Annotated in this window: 22 protein-coding genes; 14 read left to right on the forward strand and 8 right to left on the reverse strand. The window is 70.5% G+C overall.

Annotated features, from left to right (window positions below):
* Positions 1–24 precede the first annotated feature (24 nt).
* The 8 genes from rpsR to ACIA77_RS10830 all read left to right on the forward strand — a co-directional run bounded on the left by rpsR (position 25) and on the right by ACIA77_RS10830 (position 7,064).
* Positions 25–273: a 30S ribosomal protein S18 gene (gene rpsR, locus ACIA77_RS10795; protein ID WP_003098744.1), complete on the forward strand. Its 249-nt coding sequence runs from the start codon at positions 25–27 to the stop codon at positions 271–273.
* Between the two features lie 11 nt (positions 274–284).
* Positions 285–746, forward strand: coding sequence for a 50S ribosomal protein L9 (gene rplI / locus ACIA77_RS10800; RefSeq protein WP_204092416.1), 462 nt, complete (start codon positions 285–287; stop codon positions 744–746).
* A gap of 242 nt (positions 747–988) precedes the next feature.
* Complete coding sequence (locus ACIA77_RS10805; protein ID WP_395885576.1) at positions 989–1,348, forward strand: hypothetical protein; 360 nt, start codon at positions 989–991, stop codon at positions 1,346–1,348.
* A gap of 6 nt (positions 1,349–1,354) precedes the next feature.
* A complete protein-coding gene (locus tag ACIA77_RS10810) occupies positions 1,355–1,948 on the forward strand; it encodes a DUF3558 domain-containing protein (protein ID WP_395885577.1) in 594 nt (197 codons plus the stop codon).
* A gap of 42 nt (positions 1,949–1,990) precedes the next feature.
* A complete protein-coding gene (locus ACIA77_RS10815) occupies positions 1,991–3,340 on the forward strand; it encodes a hypothetical protein (protein ID WP_395885578.1) in 1,350 nt (449 codons plus the stop codon).
* 11 nt (positions 3,341–3,351) lie between these two features.
* On the forward strand, positions 3,352–4,155 hold the full coding sequence (locus tag ACIA77_RS10820; RefSeq protein WP_395885579.1) for an ESX secretion-associated protein EspG: 804 nt from the start codon (positions 3,352–3,354) through the stop codon (positions 4,153–4,155).
* A gap of 710 nt (positions 4,156–4,865) precedes the next feature.
* Complete coding sequence (dnaB, locus tag ACIA77_RS10825) at positions 4,866–6,272, forward strand: replicative DNA helicase (RefSeq protein WP_204092413.1); 1,407 nt, start codon at positions 4,866–4,868, stop codon at positions 6,270–6,272.
* 477 nt (positions 6,273–6,749) lie between these two features.
* Positions 6,750–7,064, forward strand: coding sequence for a hypothetical protein (locus ACIA77_RS10830; protein ID WP_395885580.1), 315 nt, complete (start codon positions 6,750–6,752; stop codon positions 7,062–7,064).
* A gap of 176 nt (positions 7,065–7,240) precedes the next feature.
* Here ACIA77_RS10830 and ACIA77_RS10835 read toward each other — a convergent pair whose 3' ends face one another.
* Together ACIA77_RS10835 and ACIA77_RS10840 are read right to left on the reverse strand one after the other, a co-directional pair.
* A complete protein-coding gene (locus ACIA77_RS10835) occupies positions 7,241–7,678 on the reverse strand; it encodes a hypothetical protein (RefSeq protein WP_395885581.1) in 438 nt (145 codons plus the stop codon).
* A gap of 275 nt (positions 7,679–7,953) precedes the next feature.
* Positions 7,954–8,409, reverse strand: coding sequence for a MarR family winged helix-turn-helix transcriptional regulator (locus ACIA77_RS10840; protein ID WP_395885582.1), 456 nt, complete (start codon positions 8,407–8,409; stop codon positions 7,954–7,956).
* A 68-nt stretch (positions 8,410–8,477) separates the two neighbouring features.
* On the opposite strand from ACIA77_RS10840, the gene ACIA77_RS10845 reads away from it, so the two are divergent.
* Together ACIA77_RS10845 and ACIA77_RS10850 are read left to right on the forward strand one after the other, a co-directional pair.
* Positions 8,478–8,861, forward strand: a complete 384-nt coding sequence (locus tag ACIA77_RS10845; RefSeq protein WP_395885583.1) for a MarR family winged helix-turn-helix transcriptional regulator — start codon at positions 8,478–8,480, stop codon at positions 8,859–8,861.
* A gap of 69 nt (positions 8,862–8,930) precedes the next feature.
* On the forward strand, positions 8,931–9,707 hold the full coding sequence (locus tag ACIA77_RS10850; protein ID WP_395885584.1) for a dioxygenase: 777 nt from the start codon (positions 8,931–8,933) through the stop codon (positions 9,705–9,707).
* Positions 9,708–9,771: 64 nt separating this feature from the next.
* Here the strand turns inward: ACIA77_RS10850 and ACIA77_RS10855 are convergent, their stop codons facing one another.
* Both ACIA77_RS10855 and ACIA77_RS10860 read right to left on the reverse strand, forming a co-directional pair.
* Entirely contained in the window at positions 9,772–12,915 is a 3,144-nt protein-coding gene (locus tag ACIA77_RS10855; protein WP_395885585.1) for a PE-PGRS family protein, read from the reverse strand.
* A gap of 220 nt (positions 12,916–13,135) precedes the next feature.
* On the reverse strand, positions 13,136–14,215 hold the full coding sequence (locus tag ACIA77_RS10860; protein WP_395885586.1) for a hypothetical protein: 1,080 nt from the start codon (positions 14,213–14,215) through the stop codon (positions 13,136–13,138).
* A gap of 328 nt (positions 14,216–14,543) precedes the next feature.
* On the opposite strand from ACIA77_RS10860, the gene ACIA77_RS10865 reads away from it, so the two are divergent.
* The 3 genes from ACIA77_RS10865 to ACIA77_RS10875 are packed head-to-tail and all read left to right on the forward strand — an operon-like array spanning position 14,544 to position 17,534.
* Positions 14,544–15,770, forward strand: a complete 1,227-nt coding sequence (locus ACIA77_RS10865; RefSeq protein ID WP_395885587.1) for an AI-2E family transporter — start codon at positions 14,544–14,546, stop codon at positions 15,768–15,770.
* The gene (gene macS / locus ACIA77_RS10870; RefSeq protein ID WP_395885588.1) at positions 15,739–16,887 is read left to right on the forward strand and encodes a MacS family sensor histidine kinase; all 1,149 of its coding nucleotides are present in this window, start codon (positions 15,739–15,741) and stop codon (positions 16,885–16,887) included. The genes ACIA77_RS10865 and macS overlap by 32 nt, the downstream gene beginning before the upstream one ends.
* Positions 16,884–17,534, forward strand: coding sequence for a response regulator (locus ACIA77_RS10875; protein ID WP_395885589.1), 651 nt, complete (start codon positions 16,884–16,886; stop codon positions 17,532–17,534). The genes macS and ACIA77_RS10875 overlap by 4 nt, the downstream gene beginning before the upstream one ends.
* Positions 17,535–17,537: 3 nt before the next feature.
* On the opposite strand, the gene ACIA77_RS10880 is transcribed toward ACIA77_RS10875, so the two are convergent.
* On the reverse strand, positions 17,538–18,500 hold the full coding sequence (locus tag ACIA77_RS10880; RefSeq protein WP_395885590.1) for a hypothetical protein: 963 nt from the start codon (positions 18,498–18,500) through the stop codon (positions 17,538–17,540).
* 168 nt (positions 18,501–18,668) lie between these two features.
* On the opposite strand from ACIA77_RS10880, the gene ACIA77_RS10885 reads away from it, so the two are divergent.
* Positions 18,669–19,325, forward strand: a complete 657-nt coding sequence (locus tag ACIA77_RS10885) for a DUF1707 domain-containing protein (RefSeq protein ID WP_395885591.1) — start codon at positions 18,669–18,671, stop codon at positions 19,323–19,325.
* Positions 19,326–19,423: 98 nt separating this feature from the next.
* Here the strand turns inward: ACIA77_RS10885 and ptsP are convergent, their stop codons facing one another.
* From ptsP to ACIA77_RS10900, 3 genes are read right to left on the reverse strand one after another with little or no spacing between them, the layout of a single operon-like run.
* On the reverse strand, positions 19,424–21,055 hold the full coding sequence (ptsP, locus tag ACIA77_RS10890; protein WP_395885592.1) for a phosphoenolpyruvate--protein phosphotransferase: 1,632 nt from the start codon (positions 21,053–21,055) through the stop codon (positions 19,424–19,426).
* A complete protein-coding gene (locus tag ACIA77_RS10895) occupies positions 21,048–21,785 on the reverse strand; it encodes a hypothetical protein (RefSeq protein ID WP_395885593.1) in 738 nt (245 codons plus the stop codon). Before ACIA77_RS10895 ends, ptsP begins: the two co-directional genes overlap by 8 nt.
* Positions 21,786–21,813: 28 nt before the next feature.
* On the reverse strand, positions 21,814–22,683 hold the full coding sequence (locus ACIA77_RS10900) for a ribokinase (protein WP_395885594.1): 870 nt from the start codon (positions 22,681–22,683) through the stop codon (positions 21,814–21,816).
* Positions 22,684–22,904: the final 221 nt, after the last annotated feature.

The raw sequence follows: 22,904 nt of genomic DNA on the forward strand, positions 1-22,904 counted from the left end.
AAGATTTGATTCCAGGAGTACACAGTGGCGAAGCCACCCATTCGTAAGCCCAAGAAGAAGGTCTGCGTTTTCTGCAAGGCCGAGAAGAAGGGCCGTCCCGAGCTCATCGACTACAAGGACACGAACCTGCTGCGGAAGTACATCTCCGACCGCGGCAAGATCCGTGCCCGTCGGGTCACCGGCAACTGCAGCCAGCACCAGCGCGACATCGCCATCGCGGTGAAGAACTCGCGCGAGATGGCGCTGCTGCCCTACACGTCGACTGCGCGCTGAGGAGGCTCGTCATGGCGAAGATCATTCTCACCACCGACGTGGCGAACCTCGGCGGCCCCGGCGACATCGTCGAGGTCAAGGACGGCTACGCCCGCAACTACCTGCTGCCCCGCGGCTACGCGATCGTCGCCAGCAAGGGTGCGGAGAAGAACGTGCGCACCATCCAGCGCGCGCAGGAGTCCCGCCGCATCCGCGACCTCGACCACGCCAAGGAGATCAAGGCGACGCTCGAGGGTCTCGGCCCGATCCAGCTCGCCGGCAAGGCCGCGGAGGGCTCGAAGAAGCTCTTCGGCTCCATCACGGCCGCCGAGATCGTCGACGCGATCAAGGCCCAGGGCGGCCCGCTGCTCGACAAGCGCGTCCTGGACCTCCGCGACCACATCAAGACGGTCGGCAAGCACTCCGTCAACGCCCGCCTCCACCCCGACGTGAAGGTCGACGTCCGCCTCGAAGTCAAGGCGACTTCGAACTGACGGTTGTTTTCTTGCGAGAAGCGCCCCCGGCACACTGCCGGGGGCGCTTCTCTTTTGGGTGGCGTCGGTCGACCACCTCGGTGCGTCGTCCTGAACCACCCGTCCGAGCGAACGACAAGATCGGCTTCGACCTGCGCACAAGGTCATCCGATTCCCAGCGGGAACCAACCGCCGTGCGTTACCATCCAACCTGCTGATCTCGCCGTTTGGGGAGCGAGAAGTAGCCAAAGGGGGCGACGCCGATGTCCGATGTTCCACCGACTCCGCCGATCATGGTCGGCGGCTACGGCTCTGGCGGCGGGTACAAGTTCAGCGACGACGAGGTCGACGGCGTCATCAAGCAGTGGGAAGACCTTCTCACGAACATGAGGTCAGATCTCGCTGACGCCCGGGCGATCGCAGAGGTCCAAAAGCCCGCCGATGAGTTCGCCAGCAGCGACTTCGTCAAAGGTGGCGCGGACCCATCGGGACAGACACTGCTGCAGCAGCACCAGCGCATGTACGACTACGTGAACAACTTCATCACGGCACTCAGAGCGGCCAAGAACAAGATCACCGTCGACCAGCAGAACGCCCGCGATAATCTCAAGTCTGGAGCCTAGGCCCGCATGATCTCCCGCACCGTCCGCGTTGCCGCCGGAACCGTAGCTGCTTTGGCCTGTCTTACGGCGTGCAGTGGTGGTGGCAGCAACGGCACAACGCCCTCGTCCTCTGCGCCGGCACCCAGCCAGGCCGCGGGGTCAGGGCCGAAGGTGCCCTCGCCGCTGCCGACCGACGCGATTCTGAACGACCCGTGCAGCGTGCTGTCGTCGGATGAAGCCACCACGGTGGGCCTGGCTTCGCCCGGAAAGAAGGACACTGGTCAGCTCGGCGGCTGCACCTGGACGTCCACGCGCAGCGAACAGAACGCGATCTCGATCCGGGCGCTGCCGCAGAACAAGGGCGGGATCAGCGACATCTACGACCAGAAGGCCAAGGACGCCTACTTTCAACCCGCGACGATCGATGGGTACCCCGGCGCGTTCGCCGACGTCCAGGACGGCCGACCGTCCGGCACGTGCACCCTGTGGGTGGGCGTGACCGACCAGCTCGCCGTAGCCGTGATCCCGGCGATCGGCGTGGGCGACAACAAGAACGACCCGTGCGGGCTCGCACAGAAGTTCGCGACCGTGATGGTCGGACACCTCAAGGGGGCGGCGTGATCACCACGCACCTGATCCCCTGCTCGGAAGGAGTGGCTCATCATGGGGAATGACGCCAACACGCTCGGCAAGGAAGTCAAGGGCATGGCGATCGGCGCCGGCTACGGTGCCGCGATCGGTTCCGTCGTGCCCGGCGTGGGGACGGCGGTGGGTGCCGGTGTCGGGGCGGTCGTCGGCGGCTTGGTCGGTCTTGTCAGTGGCGGGCCCGAGGCGCAGAACCAGTCGGCGGACCTGGGAGGCCGCTCGATTGACGCGTACACGATCTACGAGAAGATCCACGCCGGCGACGCCTCGTCGCTGGAACGCGGCGCGAAGGCCGCCGGCAGCCTGAAAACGGTGCACAGCGACCGGGTCACCGAGATCGACACCCTGAACAAGAAGATGGACGAGGCCTGGCAGGGTGGCGCTGCAACCGCCGCGCAGGCCGGGGCGCACCCGCTGAGCACGTGGCTGCAGGATTCGGCCCAGAACCTCGGCAAGAGCGACATGTACTTGGGCAACCAGGTCGACTGCTTCCACACGGTCAAGGGCAAGGTCCAGGAAATGCCGAAGGACCCGCCGTCGGCCGGGTTCCTCGACGGGATCAACCCGCTGAGCGACAAAGACGACCAGATCAACCAGTACAACGACAACGCCAAGGCCAACGTTCAGGCCTACACGAACTACTTCAACGCTTCGGGCACGAATGCGCAGAGCCTGCCGCAGTACAGCGCTTGGCAGGGGAACAACCTGTCGAACACGCCGCCCGGCGGGAAGACGCCCGTTGGGCCCGGCGGTGGCCCGAAGACGCCCAGCTTCAGCGGCGGCCCCGGCGGTGGGGGCGGCAGCTTCAGCCCGGGTGACACGCCCAAGTTCGACGCCAAGCCGACGGACATCAACGGCGGCGGCGTGAACGACCCCAACGGCCACTACCCGACCGACTCCACGTTCAACCCGCCGGGTTCGGACTCGACGTCGGCGCAGGGGTTCACGCCGTCGTCGGTTGACGGGAGCAGCTTCGGGCCCGGCGCGGGCTTCGGGCCTGGTGGCGGTGCCGGCTTCGGGCCGGGCGGCGGTGGCGGGGCCGGTAGCGGTGCGTTCAGCGGCGGCGTCGCGGGCTTCGGCCCCGGTGGCTTCGGTGGCGGCATGGGTGCCGGCGGAGCGGCGTCGGGCGCTGCCGCGGGAATGGGCGGCGCCGGTGCCGGCGCGGGCGCCGCGGGTCTTCGCGGTGGCGCCATGGGCGCGGCCGGCAAGGCCGGCACCTCGGGCATGGGCGGCATGGGCGCCGGCGCGCGGGGTGGCGGCAAGGGCACCGAAGACGAGGAACACCAGACGAAGTACCTCGTCGAGGAGGACGCCAACGAGCTGTTCGGCACCGACGAGATGACCGCCCCGCCCGTGATCGGTGAATGAGGACCGACGACGTGATCACTCTCGACCGACCGACGAAGTTCACCGCCCCGACGCTGTTCAACTTGATCAAGCGCCGGGGCGGCGAGCCGCACCAGACGTTCGCCGACATGGCGACGTTCTACGACCCGACCGCGGAGCGGCGGATCGACCAGGACGTCAACGCGGTGCTCACCGAGCTCGGGTTGATGGGGCCACGCGGCATGGACCGCGACCTCCTGGCGCTCGTCGAATCGATCTGCCACCCGCAGATCGAGTACTACGGGTGGTTCGACGGCGCGTTCGACGACGGCAGCCCCTCGAACTACGCGGCCTTGGTCGGCAGCGGCAACGGCGGCGGGTTCGCGCTGGTGCGCGTCATCGGTGACCCCACCGTGACGGTGTCGCGGCAACGCCCGGACCTGCTGCTCCAGACCTTCCTCGACATCATCCCCGAAGGCCAGGCCGCCACCGGGTCGCCGCTGGTGACCAGCCGCAGCGAGTTCGAGAGTGGGCGGGCTGCCGGATCCGAGGACGTGTCGCAGCGGTCGATCATGCAGAGCGGACCGGGGCGGAACGAGGACTTCGCGCCGCTCAAGGAGATCCAGCGGATCCTCAAGGCGCCGCGCACCGGCGGTGGCGCGCTGTACGTGGCGTCGCGGCCGAACGGCGGGCGGCGCCGGCGGATCCCGAAGCCGATCAACTTCATCGACACCAGCGAAGGCCGGTGGCTGATGGAGGAGCGGCCCGGGCGCGGTGACTCGCTCATCGTGCTCACGCCGGGCACGCCCAAGGCGATCGCCGATCGGCTACGGACAGCACAGAGCGCATTGGGCTGACCAGACCGGGAGCTACTCCGGGTGGGGTTTCGACTGCGGTACGTTCAAGTGACCGTCAGGTGAACCCCACCCGGTTTTTGTGTCGCGGGGGATCTACCAGCGTCTTCTCACTCAGCGGTTACAGAGCGCACTGAAACTGCGGGCCCCGGCGGGCGGCAACACTCGTTCAGCCCACCGGGTAACTCCTCTACGCTCCGTAGCATTCATCCACAGGCACGTGTCCACACCGAGCCGCGCCACTGCCGCGACACGCCGAACAGTGCACCGCCCGCGACACGCCGGACGAGTTTCGACAAAGTTCTCCACAGTCTCTACACAGGGTCTGACCTGCGGATTCAGCAAAGCCGATCAGCACTGTCCCCAACTTGTCCACAGCGTTGACGAGACCTGTGACTGGTTGCCCGCAGTCGTCCACAAGTTATCCACAGGACGGTCAACACCCGGAATTGCGCTCGTCCGTCCGGGGGATCTAGCGTGCCGTCTCGGCCAGCACTCACGGTGGCGCCCGGCGTGGCGGATCACCGGCGAGGGGGCGCCGGTCCATCATCAAGACGGGCCCGGCGGCGGGCTGGGAATGTCGGAGCGATTCCGGCATAATCGAACAGGTGTTCGCACGATCGCTCGCCCAGGCGGGTCGCGCGGGCACAGCACGTGAACAGTCGAGGGGATGACCGCGGGTTCGCCCGCCGGTCGAGGAGGTGTCCGGGGCGGTGGCGCTGACCGACGACCGGGGTCCGATGTACGACGCGGATTCCGACCCCGGGCCGAGCGACCCGGGGCCCGGCGGGTTCGACCGCCAGCCACCGCAGGACCTGGCGGCCGAGCAGTCGGTGCTGGGCGGCATGTTGCTGTCGAAGGACGCGATCGCCGACGTCATCGAAGCGCTCGGCCCCGGCGACTTCTACCGGCCCGCGCACCAGGCGGTCTACGACTGCATCCTCGACCTCTACGGCCGCGGCGAGCCCGCCGACCCGATCACGGTGTCGGCCGAACTCGAGCGGCGCGGGGAGCTCGGCCGCGTCGGCGGGGCGCCGTACCTGCACACGCTCATCGCGACCGTCCCCACCGCCGCCAACGCCGGCTACTACGCCGAGATCGTGTCGGAGAAGGCGGTGCTGCGACGGCTCGTCGAGGCGGGCACGCGCATCGTCCAGTACGGCTACGGCGCGGCGGCCGCCGACGGCGCGAACATCGACGAGGTCGTCGACCGCGCGCAGGCCGCGATCTACGACGTCACCGAGCGGCGCACCAGCGAGGACTACGTCGCCCTCGAGGACCTGCTGCAGCCGACCATGGACGAGATCGACGCGATCGCGTCGCGCGGCGGCCAGTCGCAGGGAATCCCGACCGGCTTCGCCGACTTCGACGAGCTCACCAACGGCCTGCACCCCGGCCAGATGATCATCGTCGCCGCGCGCCCCGGTGTCGGTAAGTCGACGCTGGGCCTGGACTTCGTCCGCTCGGCGTCCATCAAGCACGGCCTGACCAGCGTCATCTTCTCGCTGGAAATGAGCCGCACCGAGATCGTGATGCGCATGCTCTCGGCCGAGGCCAAGATCCGCCTCGCCGACATGCGCGGCGGCAAGATGTCCGACGACGACTGGACCCGGCTCGCGCGCCGGATGAGCGAGGTGTCGGAGGCCCCGCTGTTCGTCGACGACTCGCCGAACATGACGATGATGGAGATCCGCGCGAAGGCCCGCCGGCTCAAGCAACGCCACGACCTGAAGCTCGTGGTCGTCGACTACCTCCAGCTGATGACGTCCGGCAAGCGCGTCGAATCGCGGCAGCAGGAGGTTTCGGAGTTCTCGCGTCAGCTCAAGCTGCTGGCGAAGGAGATCGAAGTGCCGGTCATCGCGATCTCCCAGCTGAACCGAGGCCCGGAACAGCGCACGGACAAGAAGCCGATGCTCTCGGACCTCCGTGAATCCGGCTCCCTGGAACAGGACGCCGACATCGTCATCCTCATCAACCGCCCCGACGCCTGGGAACGCGACGACCCCCGCGCCGGCGAAGCCGACCTGATCCTCGCGAAGCACCGCGCCGGCCCGACGAGCACCATCGTCGTCGCGCACCAACTCCACTACAGCCGCTTCGCCGACCTCGCCCACGACTGACGGACTTGTTTGCAGGATCTCAGATTTCGCGGCACGGTCTCAGGTCCGACGGCACATCGGCGGCACTTATGACGTCTTCGTGAAACTCGCTGGTCGGGGCCCTCACTCGCTCGAATGACGGCGTTCCGGCCCGCTCCGCCCGTCGTCGCTCCGCTGACGCTCTTGGCTGTACGAGTCGTTGCCCGTGGGGTGTGGGTACGCGACGGACAGCCTCACTGCGACGGTCTGCAGCGTCATGAAATCCGGAGGTCACTCGGGGGCGGAAAGGCGATGAAAGGCTCACGTCATCAGGGCTCGGGAGGAACCGGGCCTCGAATCCTTCGGCGCGGACACGGTAATAGGGGTCGCACCTTGCTTCGGTCTGCAGGTTGCTCGTCGTGGTGGTCACAGCAGAAGCATCCCCGCACTCGGGATGACCATCCAACAGGAATTGGACACCGCATCGGCTGGTGAGCAGACCGCTGCCATCATGGGCTCGTGAAAGCGTGGATTCGCTGCTACTGGGACGAGGAAGATGTCTGGTTCTACTTCGAGGTCGACGCCGAAGGCTGGGTGACCAGGCAGGTCGAAGTCCAAGGGCCTGGGCTGACACCGATCGCAGCCGCCTCCCTCGACGAATGGCAGCAGGCCCGCGACGCCGGCCGCCTCGATGAGTACGACCGCAGGTTCGGGAGCACAGCCGAGGTGCCCATCTCAGAATGGGACGGCCACAACCCCGAGGAACTTACCTCCGAGGAGTTCGAGAAAGTCTGGGGTCTTGCCCGTCGGCAGATCGAATCCCGGCCCCGCTGACCTCTCGACCCTGCGGAGGCTTCCTGGGATCATCTCGGCATGACACCGCCCAACTCCTGGACATGGCTCAGGCGGCCGCCATTCACGGCTTCAGCCAGCACGGGCTGAGACAGCGCGGAAACTCTCAGGTCAGAGCCGTTCTCTATAACACGAGTCGCGAGAACCTCAACCCGCCGTCAGGTCGGGCGCGCGGTGTACTCGGCCAGGCGGCGCTGGGACGGGAAGAAGAGCGCGAACACCGTGACCAGGTTCGCCGTGATGAGTAGCGACGCGGCGACCGGCAGCACGGTGTAGATGACGATCGGCGCGGTGAAGGGGAGCTGGTCGTGGCCGGAGGAGTCCCCGGAGGTCGTCACGGTGAGGAGGTACCAGGGGACGAAGCCGCACGTGGCGAGCCACGCCGGCACGCACGTGCCGAGCTGGGGGGCGAGGGCGGAGTACTCCTTGCGGTGCGCCAGGTATCCCAGCGCGACGAACGAGCGCGCGACCAAGAGACCGATCCCGGAGATCAGCAGCGCGTAGGCGACCAGCACTCCGAGCCCGACGGTGACCACCGTGGTCGGGTCGTAGGCCGTCGGCAGGGCGTAGCCGAGGATCGGCACGGCGAGGGCCATGGCAACGCCGAGTACGACGCTCGCGAGGCCCGAGCGGAGGGTGACCCGGCGGGCCGTCGCGACGAACGCGGCGGGGAGCCAGCGATGGGGAGGCCAAGGCGCAGCGGGTTGCATCGGTTAGTGGCGGTGCGGGCTGGACGCTTCCGTGAAAGCCCATCGATCTTCAGCCACTCCAACACCCCGCCTGCGTCAGCTTGCCTTCGTGGTCGCCGAGACGACGTCCCGTGACGAATAGTAGCCATGTGGCTACCAATGGTCTGCCGAATCCACAAACCTCAGTGGCCGAGGGCGTCGTAGTTGGAGACGAAGCTCGTGAGCAGGCGGGCGAACGCGGTGCGGTCCTCGGGAGACCACGGGGACATCGCTTCGGCGAAGACCGTGCGGCGGAAGGTGTGCAGGGTGTCCAGGTGGGAGCGGCCGGCGGCCGTCAGGGCGAGGACGGTGCGGCGGCCGTCGGCTTGGTCGGCGGAGCGGTGGAGGACGCCCTGGTCGACGGCGCGGGCGACGAGGCGGCTGGCGCGCGGCTGGTCGACGCCGAGGGCGGTGGCGAGGGAGGTCACGGTGGCGGGCTCGCCGCGATCGGCGAATTCTTCGACGACGTCGAGGAGTTCGATCACCGGGTCGGGGGCGCCCTGGCCGCGTTCGCGGGCGATGCGAGTGAGGGCGCGGTGCTGCTGGCTCCGGCGGATGGCGATCATCGCGCGTTCGACGTCGGCCACCGGGTCGGTCATGGGGTTGCTCCTCCTGGCCAAGTGCATGTAAAGCTACATGTAGTTGCGCTTCGACATAGGGAGTATCCATGAAGCCCATCGGTTACTGGCTGCGGCACAACCACGAGCTACTCGAACAAGCCTTCACGCAACCACTGCTGGAGCTGAACCTGACGCGCCGGCAATGGCAAGTGCTCAACGCCGTCGCACAAGGGGCCGGCACGATGGAGGAAGTCGACAAAGAGCTGGAGCCGTTCGTCGCCACAGAAGGGACGATGGCGCCGCACCTCGGGGAGTTCGCCAGGCGCGGCTGGCTCCGCCGGAACCAGCTCACCGAAGACGGCCGCGCCGCGCACCGGGAAGTCGAGGAGCGCGTGAAAGCCTTCCGCGCCAAGGCTCTCGACGGCATCGCCGAGCAGGACTACGTGACCACGGTCCGCACGCTCGAACGGATGGCCGAAAACCTCTCCTGACGAAATATCGCGGAACCCGGGTGCGTCAGCTACTGTAGTAGTTGAAGTTTCAAACACTTGGAGGCACCCATGGCCGGCACCCCGGTTCTCTACCTCAGCCACGGTGCGCCGCCGCTTGCCGACGACGCGACGTGGACCCGGCAGCTCGCCGGCTGGTCCGCGGACCTGCCCAAACCCCAGGCGATCCTCGTCGTCTCGGCGCACTGGGAAGAGGCGCCGCTGACGCTCGGCGCGACCACGACCGTCCCGCTCGTCTACGACTTCTGGGGCTTCCCCGACCGCTTCTACGACGTGAAGTACGCCGCGCCGGGTGCGCCGGAGCTGGCGACGCGGGTGCGCAAACTCCTGCACTCCACCGAAACGCCCGTGCACGAATCGCCCGAGCGTGGTCTGGACCACGGCGCGTACGTGCCGCTCGTCGAGATGTACCCCACCGCCGACGTGCCCGTGCTGCAGGTCTCGATGCCTTCGCTCGACCCGCGGGTGCTGTTCGACCTCGGCCGCAAGCTCGCACCGCTGCGCGACGAGGGCGTGCTGATCATCGGCAGCGGCTTCTTCACCCACAACCTCAGCGCCATGCGCGAAACCGACGGCACGAACGGCACGCCGCCGCAGTGGTCCACCGAATTCGACCACTGGGGCGACGAAGTGGTCCGGACCGGCGACGTCGACGCGTTGCTCGACTTCCAGCACAAGGCCCCGGCCGCCGCCGTGGCGCACCCGCGCACCGAGCACTTCGCGCCGCTGTTCGTCACGCTCGGCGCGAGCTCCGACGCGGCCGCCGGCCGCACCGTGATCGACGGGTTCTGGCACGGCCTCGCGAAGCGTTCGCTCGAATTTTCCTGAGACAGCAAGAAAACGGGCCCGGAAGCTGGCTGCTTCCGGGCCCGTTTCAGTACTGCTGTTCAGCTCACTTCTTGAACATGCCCGTCAGCTTGGCGGCCAGCTTCTGGATCGCGCCCAGCGGCGACGAGTCCATGCCCGCCAGGGCCGGCACCTGAGCCGTCGGCAGCGCCGGAACGGCGGGCACCTGCGGCAGAGCCGGCACACCCGCGGTCGGCAGAGCCGGGACACCCGACGTCGGCAGCGTGGCCGGCACGCCCGGCAGCGCCGGGAGAGCGGTGACGGCCGGGAGCTGCTGCAGGGTCGGCAGGTTCGCCTTCACCGGCAGCTGGGTCGGCAGCTGCGGCAGAGCCGGAGCGTCGGCGCGCTCGCCACCGGCCAGACCCGGCAGGTGGACGCCGTTGCCCAGACCCGACACGGTCGGCAGCGCGGTCGCGCCCTTGAGCTGGTTGAGCTCGTTCAGGGCGGACAGGCCGTTCACCGGCAGGTCGGCGCGCTGGGCACCGGGCAGCATCGCCATCGCGGGCAGACCCGGCAGGGCGCCGGCGTCCGGCAGCGCGGGCAGGGCGCCCGCGGTCGGCAGAGCCGGGAGCGCGCCCGCAGTCGGCAGCGCGGCCATGCTCGGCAGGGCCGGCAGCTCGTTGACAGCCAGCTCGCTGCCGAGCGGGGTGTCGATCGACGGCTCGGACACCGTGGTGTTGTCGGTGCCGTCCGTGCTCGCGGTGCCCAGCACCGGCAGCTCGGTGCTGTTGATCGGCACGATCACCGGGAGGTGGTGGTAGAAGTCGTAGCCGGACAGCGCGCTGCCGTCACCGTCGGTGGTGGGGGTGCCCCCGTTGGTGGCGGTGATCGTGTTGTCGCCCGAAGCGTGCGCCACACCGGCCGCGGTCACGGCGTCGTTCACGACGTACGGCACGGCGCTGACGGGCAGGTCGAGGATGTTGCCCGAGACCGAGCCCTCGACACCCGACGTGGTGTCGTCACCGGCGTTGGTGACGGTCTGCATGTTCGGGCTCTTGCCCGAGGCCACACCCGCCGCGGACACCGCGTCCGCCACGACCGGAACGGTCGCGAGCGGGTCGGCGCCGACGATGTTGCCGGCCACCGCGCCCGCGTCACCGTTGGTCAGCGAGGAGCCGCCCGCGGTCGACGCGACGTCGTTGGAGCCGCCGCCGTGACCCAGCGCCGCACCCGCGACACCGGTGCCCGCGGGGCTGACGGAGCCGGCGACCGGCGCCTTGATGATGTTGCCGGCGAGGCCGCCGTCCTTGCCGTCGGTGCTGGAGTTGCCGCCGGCGGTGGAGTCGGTCAGGTTCTCGGCGTCGGCCGTGCCGATGCCGGCCAGCGCGCCGCCGATGCCGTGGACCTGCGCGGGCAGCGAAACCGGGGCCTGGACGATGTTGCCCGCGCCCGCACCACCGGTGCCGGTCGCGTGCGTGTCCCAGCCGGCGCCCGACGTGGTGTCGGTGTTGGCGTTGCCGTGGCCCTGGCCCACGAACGCGCCGCCGATGCCGAAGACCTGCACCGGGGTCGACACCGGGACGGTGCCGAGGTTCGAGCTCAGGAAGCCGTTGTCGTCGGCGGTGTTGCCGCCGCCGCCGGCCTGGACGACCTTGGTCTCGTCGGCCTGGCCCGAGCCCTGGCCGACGAACGAGCCGCCGATGCCGAAGACCTCGGCGGGCACGCCCACCGGGACCTGCACGATGTTGCCCGAGCCGGACGAGTTGGTGCCCTGGCTGCCGTCGTAACCGCCGGCGGTGACGACCTTGTCCTCGGTCGCGGTGCCGGTCGCGTTGCCGATGTGGCTGCCGCCGATGCCGTAGACCTCGGGCGCGCCCGCGACCTGCGTGTTGACGACGTTGGCGCCCAGGAACCCGTCGTTGCCGCGGGTGTAGCTGCCGTCGCCCGCGTTGGCGTCGACGGTGTTGTCGCACGCAGCGTGCGAGTTGCCGATGTACGTGCCGCCCACGCCGCAGACGTCGACGGGCAGCGCCACGGCCGGGTCCACCACGTTGCCGGCGCCGGCCGACTTCTCGCCGGAGGTCTTGACGAAGCCGCCCGAGTCGACCGTGCTGGAGGTCGAGCCGCCGGCCTCGCGGTCGAGCGCGCCGCCGGTGGAGGCGTTGCCGATCCAGGACGCGGCGTTGCTCGCGACGTCCGCGATCGGGCTCAGCTGAGCCGCGCCGGCGTTGCCGCCGAGGAACGACTTGTCACCGTTGGTCTCGAGGTAGGTCGGGGTGCCGCCCAGGCTGCCCGGCCGCTCGTCGCCCGCCTTGGCGTCGGCCGAGGAGTTGGACTTCGTGTCCGCGTCCGAGCCCCACGCGCCACCGGCGTTGCCGTTGAACTTCACCGGCAGGGCGATGGGCGCGCCCAGCACGTTGCCGGTGCCCGCGCCGCCCTCGCCGTCGGTCAGCGCGGAGCCGCCCGAGGTGGCCGAGGAGTCGGCGGTGTATTCGCTGTAGGCGTTGCCCAGGATCCAGGAGGCGGCGTTGCCGGTCACCTGCACCGGGGTGGCGAACTGGCCGGCGACGACGTTGCCGGACAGGCCGGAGCCCTTGCCGGTGGTGTCGATGTTGCCGGTTTCGGTGGCGCTCTGGCTGGCCGAGCCGCCGTGCACCGCACCGCTGCCGCCCGCGAGGCCGACGCCGTTGCCGGCGAGCTGCACGGGGAGCGCCCAGTCGAGGGCGACGACGTTGCCCGCGAGCCCGGAGTTCTCACCGGAGGTCGCGACGTCCTGGTTGTGTGAGTAGGTCTGGTCGTGCGACGTGCCGTCGACCTTCGCGTCGCCGAGCACGCCCACGGCGTTGTCGACGATCTGGATCGGGACGACGACGTCGCCCGAGACCTTGTTGCCCTTGAGGGCGTCGTGGGTCGGCGTCAGCTGCCGCGGCGCGTCGGCCTTCGGCAGGCTGCCCGTGAGGTTGCTCGCCGCACCGCCGGGCGACTTCGCCGAAGCGAGCGCGTCCTTCACAGCGGAGGTGACGGGCTTGGTGCTGACCTCGCCCTGGTAACCGGGGACGTCAACCTGCCCGAGCGGGGTGCCGATGGCGTTGTTGTCCGCCTGAATCGGCACGGTGACGTTGAGGTCGAGCGGGGAGGCCGGGGTGTCCGGGTTGACGTTCTCGTCGGCCGAAGCGATGCCGGTGCCCAGCATCAACAACCCACCCGTGACCAACGCGGTCTGGAGTCCGCGCTTTGCCCAGGTCTGCATGGGGTTTTTCTCCTTCATTTCGGGTTCCCTTGCGGGCTTGTGGAGGTGCGCTTTTCGCTTGTTTCGCAAGGAGGGAAAGGCGCACCAGAGGGGTGGTGCAGTGCGTGCGCGAAAAGGTGCGCGACGCGAGAAACCCGCGGGGTTCAGTCGGTGACGCCGAGCCGGCACGACGAAGGTGCCCGGCTCAAGGACGCGTCAGCGACCCCGCGGGTGGGGTGAATCAGTCAGGAGTGACGCCGGGCTGCTCGCCCGTGTTCAGCGGCGTGTGCCGCACACCGGCGCGGGTCGAACCCGCCACGGCGTTGTCGACGGCAGCGGTGACCCACGCGGGCACACCGAAGTTGAGGCCGTCGAGGTGACCACCGGGGGCGGTGTTGTTGCCGCCGCCGGGAGCGCTCGGGACGGAGGGCGGCGCGATCGGGAGCTGCGCCGGGGAGAACGGGTCGGGCAGGTTGCGGTGGTCGTCGCGCGACGGCGCACCGGTGCTGCCGGCCGAGTTCAGGTCCCCGTGAGCGGAGCGGTCGAAGATCGCCCGCAGCGCGTCGGAAGTGGAAACCGCTGCGGCGCCGAGGTTCTGCGCCGCGGTGCCGGTGGTGCCGGTGGCCGCGGAGACCGGAGCGGCCGGTTCGAGCGGCGAGCCCGGGAGCTCCGGCAGGCCGACGAGTGCGCCGGTGTGGCTCGGGTCGAGCAGGTCCCACACCTTGCGGCCGAAGTCCTGCGCCGCGGGCGACGGGGCCGTGGCCTCGTCGATCACGCGGCGTGTGTCCTCGGGCTTGCGGGCGATGTGCTCGACCGCGCCGAGAGTGCGCTGCGCCGGGTGCAGGAGCGCGTCCTCACCGAGGTCGGTGACGGCGTCGCTGACCCGCCCGGACACCTCGTGGTCGGCGGTCGTGCGCACGTGGTCGCGGTGCGGGCCACCGATGTGGTCGCGCGGGTCGAGCGAGCAGATCGGCCGGTCGTGGCCCGGCTCGGACCACGTGGTGGCGTCCTGCTCGCACGCGGCAACGTCCTGCGCGGCGCTCGCAGCGGTGCCGGCCACGGTGCCGGCGAACTGCGAGACGCCGCGCGTGACGTCACCGAGGCTCGCGACCGACGCGTCGGTGACCGGCGTGACGCTCGCGTTGACCTCACCGGCCTGAACCGAACCGGGCTGAACCGTGTCCGCCGAAGCGGTGGAGGAGGAAACGAGCCACGCGGCGGCGGTCGCGGCGACCGCGCCACCGAAGACGAACAGCGCGCGCGACGCGAGCCGGCCGACGCGTTTCGCGCCCCGCCTCTCGTGCGCCGCAGCGTTCGTCACTCGTGCTTCTCCTGATCTCGAAATGTATTCGGGCTTTCGGCTTTCACGAACGCGAGAATTGCGTCCTGACTCGCCGGTGCGAAACCGAGAAAACCAGCAGCCACACCCGTCACGCATCATTGACACGACTTGATGCCACCATCGTGTGAACAACACAGTGTGTGCTCAGATCTCACGAAGCGTGATCCCCACTGGCGGCGCGGGGTTACTCCGGAGTCGCTCCAGCACCGGCTGTCAAGCGCCACTTCGGGCGAACCGCGGGGACGCGCGGCCCCTCGCGTCGGGGCGATTCGCCCGGAAAGACGGGGCGGACCGATACGGTGGCGTTGTGAGCCAGCCAGCACGGGGACGGCGCGAGCCACCGTTCCTCACCGAGAATCCCGACGTCACGAACCTGATCCCCCGCGGACTGCGGGTTTCCGCCGCCCTGGCCTGGCGCTTCATCGTGGTGATCGCCGCGCTGTACGCCGTGCTGTGGCTGCTCGGCTACCTGTCCGCGGTCGTCATCCCCGTGTCCATCGCCCTGTTGCTCTCCGCGCTGCTCGCGCCCGCCGTGGAAAAGCTCGTGCAGATCCGGTTCCCGCGCGGGCTCGCGACGGCGCTGGTGCTGATCGCGGGGCTGGCCGTGCTGGGCGGCTTGCTCGCCTTCGTCATCACGCAGTTCTCCAGCGGCCTGCCGCAACTGCAGCAACAGCTGAACAACAGCCTCAACCAGATCCGCGACTGGCTCATCAACGGCCCGATCCACCTGCGCCAGGAACAGATCCAGGACTTCCTGGACCAGGCGATCGGCTTCATCCAGAACAACCAGGCGTCGCTGACCACCACGGCGCTGACGACGGCGAGCACCGTCGGCGAGATCCTCACCGGGTTCGTGCTGACGCTGTTCGTCACGATCTTCTTCCTGGCCGGGGGCAACCAGATCTGGTCGTTCCTCGTGCGCGGCATCCCGACGCGCGTGCGCAAGCGCGTGGACGTCGCCGGCCGCCGCGGATTCGCTTCGCTCGTCAGCTACATCCGCGCGACGGCCGCGGTGGCCGTCGTCGACGCGGTCGGCATCGGCATCGGGTTGTGGATCGTCGGGGTGCCACTGGTGATCCCGCTGGCGACGCTGGTGTTCCTCGGCGCGTTCATCCCGATCATCGGCGCGGTGATCGCCGGTAGTGTCGCGGTGCTGATCGCGTTGGTGACCAAGGGGTTCATCGGCGCGGTGATCGTGCTGGCGATCGTGATCGGCGTGATGCAGCTGGAGAGCCACGTGCTGCAGCCGCTCCTGCTCGGCCGCGCGGTGCGGCTGCACCCGCTGGCCGTGGTGCTCGCGATCGCCACCGGCCTGGTCGCGGCGGGCATCGCCGGTGCGTTGCTGTCCGTGCCGCTGCTGGCCGTGCTCAACGCGGGCATCCGGTCGCTGCTGCACGAGCACAACCCCGATCCCGAGTCGGTGGACGTGCTCCACGACCAAGCGGCGCAACCGAACGACGCCGAACCGGGTTCGGACCAAGCCGAAGTGGCGACGCGGGGCGATGAGGACGACGACGACAACGACACCCAGTGACCCGGCGACGCCGCTGTGGCGCGGCGTCGTCCTGTTGCGCGTGGTCACGTGGGTGTTCGCGCTCGGTGTGGTGATCGCGCACCGCGGTGAGTTCCAGCGGGAGTGGCTCGCGTGGGCGGTCGTCGGGGCGATGGGCGTCTGGACGCTCGTCACCGGAATCGCGTACGCCCGTGAAGGCTGCCGCTGGCAGTGGCTCGTGGTGCTCGACGTCGTGGTGACGACCGGGTTGATGCTGACGTCGCCGTTCATCCTGTCCGACGTCCAGTACGCCGAAGCGGCGCCGCTCATCACCACCGTGTGGGCCGCGGTGGGACCACTCGCGGCCGCGACGCGCTTCGGCGCGGGGGCCGGAGTGGTGGCGGGACTCGTCGTCGCGATCGGCACGGGTGTCGCGCGCGAACGGCTGGACCTCGACGTGTTCCGCGACGGCGTGCTGCTGTGCGCCAGCAGCGTGCTGATCGGCATGGCGGCCACCACGGCGAGGCGCTCCGCGGAGGCGCTCGCGAAGGCGTTGCGCACGGAAGCCGCGACAGCGGAACGAGAACGGCTCGCGCGCTCGATCCACGACAGCGTGCTGCAGGTGCTCGCGCGCGTGCGCCGGCGCGGGCTCGAGGTCGGCGGGGAAGCGGCCGAGCTCGCGAAGCTGGCCGGAGAGCAGGAAATCGCGTTGCGCGCCCTGGTGACGACCGAACCGACGTGGACCCGCACCGACGGCACGACGGACTTGCGCTCGGCGCTCCAGCTGCTGGCCACGCCGTCGGTTCAGGTCGCGACGCCCGCGGGCACCGTGGACCTGCCGGCGCACGTGACGGCGGAACTGGTGGCGGTGACCCGCGAAGCACTGTCCAATGTGGAGAAGCACGCGGGCCCGGACGCCCACGCGTGGGTGCTGCTGGAGGACCTGGGTGCCGAGATCGTGGTGAGCGTCCGCGACGACGGCCCCGGGATCCCCGAAGGACGCCTCGAACGCGCGGAGGCGGAGGGCCACCTCGGTGTGGTGGAGTCGATCAGGGGCCGGGTGCGCGATCTCGGCGGGACCGCGACCCTGGACAGCGCTCCGGGCCGCGGCACGGAGTGGGAGGTGCGGGTGCCGGGCACGACGAGGGACGGGCGATGACGATTTCCGTGATGGTGGTCGACGACCACCCCATCTGGCGCGACGGCGTGGCCCGCGACCTGGGCGAGAACGGGTTCGACGTGCGCGCCACCGCACCCGACGCGCCCGCGGCCGTCCGCATCGCGCGCACGGTCCGCCCGGACGTGGTGCTGATGGACCTCAACCTGGACGGCACCTCCGGCGTCGACGCGACGCGCGAGATCACCACGGAGCTGCCGGACACGCGGGTGCTGGTGCTGTCCGCGTCCGGCGAGCACTCGGACGTGCTGGAAGCGGTGAAGGCCGGCGCTTCGGGCTACCTGGTCAAGTCGGCGTCCGTGGCGGAACTCGTGGACGCCGTCCGCCGCACCGCCGAAGGCGACCCCGTCTTCACGGCCGGCCTGGCGGGCCTCGTGCTCGGCGAGTACCGGCGCATGGCCGACACGCCCTCGTCCGGCGAGGCCACCCCGCCGCGGCTGACGGAACGCGAGACGGACGTGCTGCGCCTCGTCGCGAAAGGGCTCACCGCCCGTCAGATCGCGGAACGGCTCGTGCTGTCGCACCGGACGGTGGAGAACCACGTGCAGTCGACGCTGCGCAAGCTCCAGCTGCACAACCGCGTCGAACTGGCCCGCTACGCCATCGAACACGGCCTCGACGAGGACTGACGGCTACGACGTCGCGACCGCGGCCTCCTGCAGCGGATCGGTCAGCTTCGCCTTGCCCAGCCGCCAGGAGGGTTCGCCCGGGTGCCAGGCCGCGACGACGCCGTCGTCGAGGACGAGGTCGCCGTGGTCGGTCCAGTCCAGTGAGGAGTGTTTGAGGTTGTCGGTGCTGTACGGCATCGACGGGGCCTGCTGCCAGGTCAGGTCGTAGAGGTTGAGCAGCCACACGTCGCGCGTCTGGATGTCCGAGCTGTGCCACGCGGGTGAGCCGAAGTCCACGGCCGCCCAGGCGCCCTCACGGCTGGGGAGGACCAGCGGGTTGGTCTGGACGACCGGCGGCTGGATCCGCTTGCGGCTCCCGTCACGCAGGTCGACGACGGTCAGGTCCGTCAGCCCGCCCAGGATGAGCCGGTCGCCGGTGGCGGCGAGGATGCTCGGGGCCTGCTGCACGCTGCGGCCCGTTTCGGGGTCGATGAGGACGTCGACGGTTTCCGGGCCGCCGTTGCCGACGGTGATGAGCAGCCCGTGCGAGGTCTCCTGCCGCGGGATCGTCGAGCAGCTCGCGACGCCGCCACCGCCGAGCGAACGGCCGGTGAGCGCGACGTGCTCGAGGCGGCAGTTGTCCGGGGAGTCCTGGCGGACGAGCCACACGCTCTGGGTGTCGGCCCCGGGCGCGACGCTGAGCGCCTGGCCCAGCGAGGTCGGTGGCGAAGCCGGACCGGTGTAGGCGTAGACGTCGCTCGGCTGGCAGTCCTGCCGGCACCGCGGCGCGGTCGTGAACACCGGGGTGCGCCCGACGCGGCTGACGGACACCAGCCGGTCACCGCCCGGGACGCCGGGCACCGTGCCCTTGGCGCCGGTGTCCGCGTCGAACACGGTGGGTGGCGATGTCGCGAGCAGCAACTCCACCCCGATCCCGCCCGTGGTGACCGAGCCGGTCAGCCCGCTCGGCGGCGGTCCGCTCGGCACGGGCGCCGGGGCGGCCGAGGCCGACGTGGGCGGCTGATCCGGCGTCCCAACCGTGCACGCGGCCAGCAGGCACCCCGCCGCGACGAGCGCGGCTGCGGCTCGGAACCCGGGTCTGTTCAGGGTTTTTCCCCGATCTGACGAGCGAACTACGGTTCTACCATCGTTCATATGGCCGAGGAAGAGACCACCGGCGCGGAGGCCGCGACCGAGACGAAGCCGTTGACCGCACGCGACATCCGGGTGTCGGACGACGAGCGCGAGCACGTCGTCGGTGTGCTGCAGAAGGCGATCGGGCTGGGGATGCTCAACCTCGACGAGTTCACGGAGCGCACCGACAAGGCCCTGGCGGCCCGCACCCGCGGCGACCTCAACGCGGTGCTCACCGACCTGCCCGGGCTCGTGCACCCCGAGGCGATGCCGACCTACCAGGCGCCGGCCTTCACCGGCCCCACCACGTACGCACCGGGCCAGCGGCTCGAGCTCAACGCCAAGTACTCGTCGCTGCACCGCAGCGGCCCGTGGCAGGTGCCGCCGGCGCTGGTCGTGCGCAACAAGTACGGCAGCACGAAGCTCGACTTCACCGAGGCGCAGGTGTCGACGCCGGTGGTCGAGATCGAGCTGGATTCGAAGTGGGGCTCGGTCGAGGTGATCATCCCGCCGCACGCGGCCGTGGACTACAACGCGATCACCGAGATCAAGTTCGGGTCGCTCGACGACAAAACGGGCAGCAACGGCCGGGCCGGCAGCCCGCGCTACGTCTTCACGGGCCGCATCCACGGAGGCTCGCTGGTCATCCGCAACCCTCGGCGGGGCCTCTTCGGCTGACCAGCGTTGCGGTGCCGGACCCGGTTTTCCATCCGTCGGCCGGGTCCGGCTCCGTACTAGAACTTCGGCGCTGAACCTTGTGCACTGAGCCTTCTGCGCTAGGCCTGACGTGCAGCCACCGCATCCGCGGCGGCGACCGCGCCGGCCGCGCGTTCCCGGGCTTCGGCCAGCGTCACCGACGCCAGTGACGCGCCGACAGCGCGCACGGCCGCCGCGTTCATCGACAAGCTCGTGAGGCCCAGACCCGCGAGCACCACCGCCAGCCGCGGGTCGGCCGCCGCCTCGCCGCACACGCCGGCGGGCTTGCCGGTGGCCTTCGCCGCTTCCCCGATCAGCTTCAGGAGGCGCAGCAGCGCGGGTTGCCACGGGTCGTTGAGCTTCGCGACGGCGCCGAGCTGGCGGTCGGCCGCGAACGTGTACTGGGCCAGGTCGTTGGTGCCGACGGACACGAAGTCGACGACGTCGAGGATCTCCCGCGCGGACAGCGCCGCGGCCGGGATCTCGATCATCACGCCGGCGCGCTCGATGCCCGCCGCGCGGACGCGTTCGGCGAACCACGTGGCTTCCTCGGCCGTCGCGACCATCGGCGCCATCACGGAGACGACCGCGCCGGAATCCTGCGCGGCGCCCGCGATGGCCTCCAGCTGCCGGTCGAGGACCTCGGGCCGGTCGAACGCGACGCGCAGGCCGCGCACGCCCAGCGCCGGGTTGGGCTCGGCTTCGGGGTTGAGGAAGGCCAGCGGCTTGTCGGCGCCCGCGTCGAGCGTCCGGACGATCACCGGCTTGCCGCGGAACGGCGCCAGCACCGCCGCGTACGCCGTGCGCTGCTCTTCCACGGACGGCTCGGTCGGCGCGTCGAGGAAGCTGAACTCCGTGCGGAACAGGCCGACGCCCTCGGCACCGGCTTCGGCGGCCGCCTGCGCGTCGGCGGGGGAGCCGACGTTGCCGTAGACCTTGACGACGTGCCCGTCGGCGGTCGCGCCCGTGCCGTTCCACTCGGCCGGTCCGGACACCGCGGCCTTGACGATCGGCGCGGCCGGGTCGGCGAGCTGCACGACGCCGGTGTCACCGTCGACGGCCAGCGCTTTCGCGTCCAGATCGAGGATCCCGCGGACGGCGACGACGGCGGGGATGCCGAGCGCGCGGGCGAGGATCGCGGTGTGGCTCGTCGGCCCGCCCTCCTCGGTGACCAGCGCGAGCACCTTCGCGGGATCGAGGCCCGCCGTGTCGGCCGGCGCCAGGTCCCGCGCCACGAGCACGCTCGGCGACGCGAGCTCCGGCACCCCGGGAGGGGCGACGCCGAGGAGTTCGGCCACGAGGCGGTCGCGCACGTCGCGGACGTCGCGAACCCGCTCGGCCATGTACCCCCCGGCCGCGGCCAAGGCCTCGGCGAACCCCTCGGCGGCCTGGTAGACGGCGCGAGCCGCGGGAAGGTTCTGCGCCGTCACCAGCTGGTGGGCCTGCGTGGCCAGCGCCGGATCGGCGGCCATCGCGGCAGTCGTGATGAGGATCGTCGCGGCCTCGCCGGTCGCGGCTTCCGCCTGCGCCTCCAGCCGCTCGGCCACCGCCCGCGCGGCGGGCTCGATGCGCGCGGCCTCCGCCGCGGGATCGGCGGGCGCGGGCGTGCTCGCCGGCTCGCCGAACGGCTCCGCCACGCGCACCACGGGACCGCTCGCACGCCCCGGGCTCACCGCAACACCGCTCAGCACCGTCGCCTCACTCTCAGACATGGTCTAGACCATAGCTCAGATACGTTTCGATCTCTCGCGGTGCCGCGCACAACCCGCGGGCGCGCACTCGTGCCAGCACCGGCCGCACCTCCTCGCCCCACCACGCGTCGGCCAGTTCGAGCCTGCTGGACAGGGGGCGGCCGGTCAAAGTCTGCCGGAAACCCCAGGCCTCCGCCGAATCCGCGAGCCGGAACCAGTCGGCCGGTTCGTCGAGCCAGAGGCCGGTGCGCACGTCGTCGGCGAGCGGTACGCGCTCCAGGAACAGCCGTTCCGCGGTCTTCGACGGCAGGTCGGCCAGCGTGAGGCAGCTCAACGCGCACGCCACCGTGCTGATCCAGCGCACGCGCGCCCGCACCGTCTCGGCCCCTCGAGCCCGGGCCAGGGCCACGCGGTGGTGACCGTCTTCGACGAAGTAGAGCTCGCCCAGCCGCACGAGGCGCACCGGCGGCAGGTCGGCCGCGGTGGCGGCCAGTGCCTCCCACCGTCCGCGCAGGGCTCGGTTGAGCGGCCGGAACTGCCGATCGAAGTCGCCGACGCGCGCGACGGTCCCCACCACGCCCGTCACGGGCACGTCGCGTACCCCTTCGTCGACCTCGGCCTGCTTGCCGAGCGCCGCCAGCGTCTCGTCGAGGGGCAGCAACGCCAGTGCGTCGGGCCGCCGCGCGTCGGCGATCGCCTTCAGCTGCGCGGCGTACCCGCGCCACCAGGCCGAACCGAACGAATCGCCCATGTAACGCACAACACAGGTCGGGTTCGCGTCATTCCAGTTCGGCGGCGCTCGGGTAGGACGGCTGGGCGCCGGGGCGGGTGACGGAGAGGGCGGCGACCCGGGTGGCGCGCGTGGCGGCGGCCACGAGGTCGGCGCCGGCGGCCAGTGCCGTGGCCAAGGCGCCCGCGAAGGCGTCGCCGGCGCCGGTGGTGTCGACCGCGGTGACCTGGGGCGACGGGACGTCCGTCGAGCCGTCCGGGGTGATGACCAGCGCGCCCTTCGCGCCGAGCGTCACGACGGCCGCCCGCGGGCCGAGGTCCAGGAGCTTGCGCGGGTCCGCGGCGGAGCCGAGGAGGTAGGCGGCTTCGTGCTCGTTGACCAGGAGGACGTCCAGTGCGCCCAGGGTTTCCGCAGACAGCTTCGCGGCGGGCGAGAGGTTGAGCACGACCCGGATGCCCCTCGCGGCGGCCTTGCGGACGGCGTGCTCGACCGTCGGCAGCGGTACCTCCAGCGACAGGACCACGACTTGAACCCCGTCGAGGACGTCGTCGGTGATGTCGGCCGGGGTCAGCGCGGAGTTGGCGCCGGGGGAGACGAGGATCGAGTTCTCGCCGTCGGGGGTCACGGTGATGTAGGCGATGCCGGTGGGCCGCTCGACGGTCCGCAGGTGGTCCGTCGCGACGCCCGCGCCGGAGAGGGACTGGCGCAGCAGCCGGCCGTACGGGTCGTCGCCCACGGCGCCCAGCAGCGCGACGTCCGCGCCCAGCCGGCCGGCCGCGACGGCCGTGTTCGCGCCCTTCCCGCCCGGCGACAGCACCGTGTCGCCGCCCAGGACGGTCTCGCCACCGGAGGGACGGCGGTCGACGGGGACGACGAGGTCGGCGTTGGCGGATCCGACCACCAGCACGGCTGCGCACATGGCCGTCACTGTGCCACGACGCGCAGGTCAGCCCACCAGCGAGCGGGAAAGTGAAGGTTTTTGTAACTTATCCGGCGCCCAGTGCGACAATCAGGCGAGTAGCGGCTGCCCGTCACTCGATCGGGGGATCCATGTCCCCCACGCGTCACTTCTGACACGGGTTCCGCTCTTGTGGAGCGTCACTGTCCTAGAGCCAGTGGCGTTGCCCCGACCGGAAGCGC

It is taken from the genome of Amycolatopsis sp. NPDC051903, assembly GCF_044452505.1.
In the GTDB taxonomy this organism is placed as follows: Bacteria; Actinomycetota; Actinomycetes; order Mycobacteriales; family Pseudonocardiaceae; genus Amycolatopsis.

Excerpts from the sequence above, each read along its gene's own strand:
- rplI (WP_204092416.1), top strand. The coding sequence starts at position 285 with ATGGCGAAGATCATTCTCACCACCGACGTGGCGAACCTCGGCGGCCCC.
- ACIA77_RS10805 (WP_395885576.1), top strand. The coding sequence starts at position 989 with ATGTCCGATGTTCCACCGACTCCGCCGATCATGGTCGGCGGCTACGGC.
- ACIA77_RS10810 (WP_395885577.1), top strand. The coding sequence starts at position 1,355 with ATGATCTCCCGCACCGTCCGCGTTGCCGCCGGAACCGTAGCTGCTTTG.
- ACIA77_RS10815 (WP_395885578.1), top strand. The coding sequence starts at position 1,991 with ATGGGGAATGACGCCAACACGCTCGGCAAGGAAGTCAAGGGCATGGCG.
- ACIA77_RS10835 (WP_395885581.1), bottom strand. The coding sequence starts at position 7,678 with ATGGCCCTCGCCGTGCCGATCCTCGGCTACGCCCTGCCGACGGCCTAC.
- ACIA77_RS10840 (WP_395885582.1), bottom strand. The coding sequence starts at position 8,409 with ATGACCGACCCGGTGGCCGACGTCGAACGCGCGATGATCGCCATCCGC.
- ACIA77_RS10845 (WP_395885583.1), top strand. The coding sequence starts at position 8,478 with ATGAAGCCCATCGGTTACTGGCTGCGGCACAACCACGAGCTACTCGAA.
- ACIA77_RS10850 (WP_395885584.1), top strand. The coding sequence starts at position 8,931 with ATGGCCGGCACCCCGGTTCTCTACCTCAGCCACGGTGCGCCGCCGCTT.
- ACIA77_RS10855 (WP_395885585.1), bottom strand. The coding sequence starts at position 12,915 with ATGCAGACCTGGGCAAAGCGCGGACTCCAGACCGCGTTGGTCACGGGT.
- macS (WP_395885588.1), top strand. The coding sequence starts at position 15,739 with ATGAGGACGACGACGACAACGACACCCAGTGACCCGGCGACGCCGCTG.
- ACIA77_RS10875 (WP_395885589.1), top strand. The coding sequence starts at position 16,884 with ATGACGATTTCCGTGATGGTGGTCGACGACCACCCCATCTGGCGCGAC.
- ACIA77_RS10885 (WP_395885591.1), top strand. The coding sequence starts at position 18,669 with ATGGCCGAGGAAGAGACCACCGGCGCGGAGGCCGCGACCGAGACGAAG.
- ptsP (WP_395885592.1), bottom strand. The coding sequence starts at position 21,055 with ATGTCTGAGAGTGAGGCGACGGTGCTGAGCGGTGTTGCGGTGAGCCCG.
- ACIA77_RS10895 (WP_395885593.1), bottom strand. The coding sequence starts at position 21,785 with ATGGGCGATTCGTTCGGTTCGGCCTGGTGGCGCGGGTACGCCGCGCAG.
- ACIA77_RS10900 (WP_395885594.1), bottom strand. The coding sequence starts at position 22,683 with ATGTGCGCAGCCGTGCTGGTGGTCGGATCCGCCAACGCCGACCTCGTC.